We start from the raw sequence: 2,768 nt of genomic DNA, 5'->3' as shown, positions 1-2,768 counted from the left end.
TATCTTGGGCATAGTGCTGATTCAAATATTCAGATAGTACTTCAATTCTATCTTTTTCAGACTCAAATTTAACATGTTCAGAAGAGCCTAAAGTCACGGGGTTCTTGTCTTGAGTTACCACTGAAAAAACACGAAAAAGCACCGATAGCTGCTCTAGGCTTGAGGTTTTATAATCAATCTGGTTGATGACTGTTTTCACTTCGACAGCCGTTGATCGGGAAAATTGAATGGATAAGCCATCACCAAGTATGCTGGATAGCTTTCTCATTTCCTTACAGTGCATCAACATATTCGACACCCATTCTTTATCAACCCATAGACTGTACCTCTCGGGGGGAAGCTTTTTACTATTTGCTACTAAGCCTCTTAAATCATGGGGTAATTCTGGAGGAATCAAGAACAAAGAACACGAAGTGACATCTATATCAACACTTCCAATCCTGATTACGCCTTGGTAGTGATCCAGCAACAGAAATTCAAACTCACTGTGAAAATGAGCTTTCAATAACTCTAAGGGAGAGTCATCTAAATGATGTCTCCAAGAGTAGCCTGGACGTATCAAGCTTTTCGTCGGTATAGGTCTCATTCTGCCTAGATCCAATAAATACTGCCTTTAAATGTTGTCGAAATAGTATCACTTAATGTCCAAATAGTGCGACTAAAAGCGCGAAATATACCGAATAATAGTCCCAAGAGCTTAGCTAACCTCAAAAACAAAACTAACAACAACTTAAAGAGGTTGAAAGAATGAAGAACTATGCAAAATTCATCTTTGATATGGATGGAACACTTGTCGATTCAAAGGACGCTGTCGTAAAAGCATGGAGTCTATGGGCGCTAGAACATAACATCAATGTCGATCGCATTTTAGCCATATCTCATGGTCGCCCAGCGGACGACGTCATCAAAGAGCTGATGCCCCACCTTAATATCAAACAAGAAGTTGCTAAGCTGGAAGCAATAGAATTGGACAATGTCGATTCTGTAAAACCTATACGCGGAGCGATTGCTTTCCTGAACAAGTTAAACGATCACGACTGGGCAATATATACGTCTGCACCAAGAGAATTGGCCGTTCAACGATTGATGGCTGCCTCAATTCCAGTCCCTCAAATATTGGTTACCGTAGAGGATGTACAAAAAGGAAAGCCTGACCCAGAAGGTTACAAGCTAGCGGCCGAAAAACTAAAAGTGCTCCCTGAGCATTGTCTTGTTTTTGAAGATGCTCTAGCAGGTATCCAATCCGCCTTAAGCGCTGGGTGTGATGTTGTTAATATTACCGCTGTTGCTCCCACACAACCCACTATAAATGGAGTTACATCAGCAAGGGATTACTTTGATGTATCAGCATGTCTAAACGACCAATTCATTCAGGTATAAAACTATGGCTCAACCAAAAGTAAGGAACATTGTTTTCGACGTTGGCAACGTGATTGTTCGTTGGGATCCTTTAGAAATTACTCGACTCACTTTTGTGGAGAGTGAAGATCATCAACAACTTGCCAAAGCAACCTTCCAATCCCAGACGTGGATAGATTTGAACAAAGGACTCATATCAGAAACAGAAGCCAAAACTCAGTATCAGCAGATTCTCGGGTTCTCAGAGCAGGAGTGTGAAGAGCTGTTTTATTATGTAAAGCAGACTCAACGTCTAATAGTTGGTTCCATTGCTCTCATTCAACGCATTAAGAGTGCAGGTTATGGTGTCTATGCACTAACGGATAACGTTCACGAAATAGTAGCCTACTTAAAGTCAACCTACTCATTTTGGCCGCTATTTGATGGAGCGATAGTATCGGCGGAAGTGGGCATGCTGAAACCTCAACCAGAAATTTATCACTTGTTACTCAATAAGTACGAACTTATAGCTTCAGAGACCGTGTTTATTGATGACATGCTTTACAACGTGGAAGGAGCAAAGTCTGTTGGTATGCATGCAATTCAATTTGAAGATATAGGCCAATGTGAAAAAGACTTAATATCTCTAGGGCTGAATATCTAGGGCGTTTTCGGGTCTAGTTCCATTTTGCATGTTCAGCGAAACATTCTGCATAAAGCGAATCCAATGCCATAGATAGAGATTGCTTGGTTTTGTCCATTTCGTGCATATCAGCCATCGTGAGAAGCGATAGCTGTTTGTGCTTTGGAGTACTAAAAGTTATCCGAAACAAGCTAAATTAGTAAACTAACTGACTCAGAATTGTCCAGAGGCGTGTCAGCATGATCGTCGCTGGCATGCCCCCAGTTTTTATGTTCAGCAAGGGATCGGATATCCCGTGCCTTCAAGTATGTTGTCATATGAGTTCAGTAAAACGGAACTGTACTGCAGAAAGGTGCTTGGGCGCATACTTCGAGTTAACTCTTCAGAAGTACAACATGCTTGGTTATTTACCTTTGCTGAGCCAAATCTAATTGAGTTTGCAGAGCGAATTGAAGATGACATTCAGGAGTCATGTATTTATGCCCACATGAGAGAGCAAAACAAACCTCAGATTCCCATTCAGCGTAATGCTTCTAGTAATTCTCGCTCTTTGCTGAAGAGAGTAACGGCTCGAATGTTACTTGGGGAAGTAACGGTGCCCATGTCTATGAAGACGGTTTCGGAGGGAGTCTAAGAGTATTTGATGAGCTTCAGCTTGGGGCATTTTGGAAAGGGTTATTTCGGCTTTTTCATCTATATAGTTGAACACTGCATCGTTAGATTCTTTTGCTAATATCAGATTTGAATTGCTATAATGCTGTGCAAATACACAGTGCAAAGGTGTTGA

The 2,768-nt window shown here is 41.2% G+C and carries 4 protein-coding genes and 1 pseudogene; 3 read left to right on the top strand and 2 right to left on the bottom strand.

Annotation, left to right across the window (positions count from 1 at the left end; all coding sequences use genetic code 11):
* On the bottom strand, positions 1-586 hold a 586-nt coding region (locus OH460_RS27270; RefSeq protein WP_270000185.1), incomplete at its 3' end, for a hypothetical protein.
* A 161-nt stretch (positions 587-747) separates the two neighbouring features.
* On the opposite strand from OH460_RS27270, the gene OH460_RS27265 reads away from it, so the two are divergent.
* From OH460_RS27265 to OH460_RS27255, 3 genes and pseudogenes are all read left to right on the top strand, one after another.
* Positions 748-1,380, top strand: a complete 633-nt coding sequence (locus OH460_RS27265; protein ID WP_270000184.1) for an HAD-IA family hydrolase — start codon at positions 748-750, stop codon at positions 1,378-1,380.
* Positions 1,381-1,384: 4 nt separating this feature from the next.
* Complete coding sequence (locus OH460_RS27260; RefSeq protein ID WP_029827040.1) at positions 1,385-2,002, top strand: HAD family hydrolase; 618 nt, start codon at positions 1,385-1,387, stop codon at positions 2,000-2,002.
* 242 nt (positions 2,003-2,244) lie between these two features.
* Positions 2,245-2,463 (top strand): annotated as a pseudogene (locus OH460_RS27255) (diguanylate cyclase); the annotation flags it as partial.
* Between the two features lie 95 nt (positions 2,464-2,558).
* Here the strand turns inward: OH460_RS27255 and OH460_RS27250 are convergent.
* Positions 2,559-2,768: hypothetical protein (locus OH460_RS27250; protein WP_270000186.1), on the bottom strand; the 210-nt coding region annotated here is incomplete at its 5' end.

The organism is Vibrio sp. Makdt, from assembly GCF_027587015.1.
Lineage (GTDB): Bacteria > Pseudomonadota > Gammaproteobacteria > Enterobacterales > Vibrionaceae > Vibrio > Vibrio chagasii_B.
The sequence above is the reverse complement of the archived record's forward strand: the minus strand, read 5'-3'. Positions and strand labels throughout refer to the sequence as shown.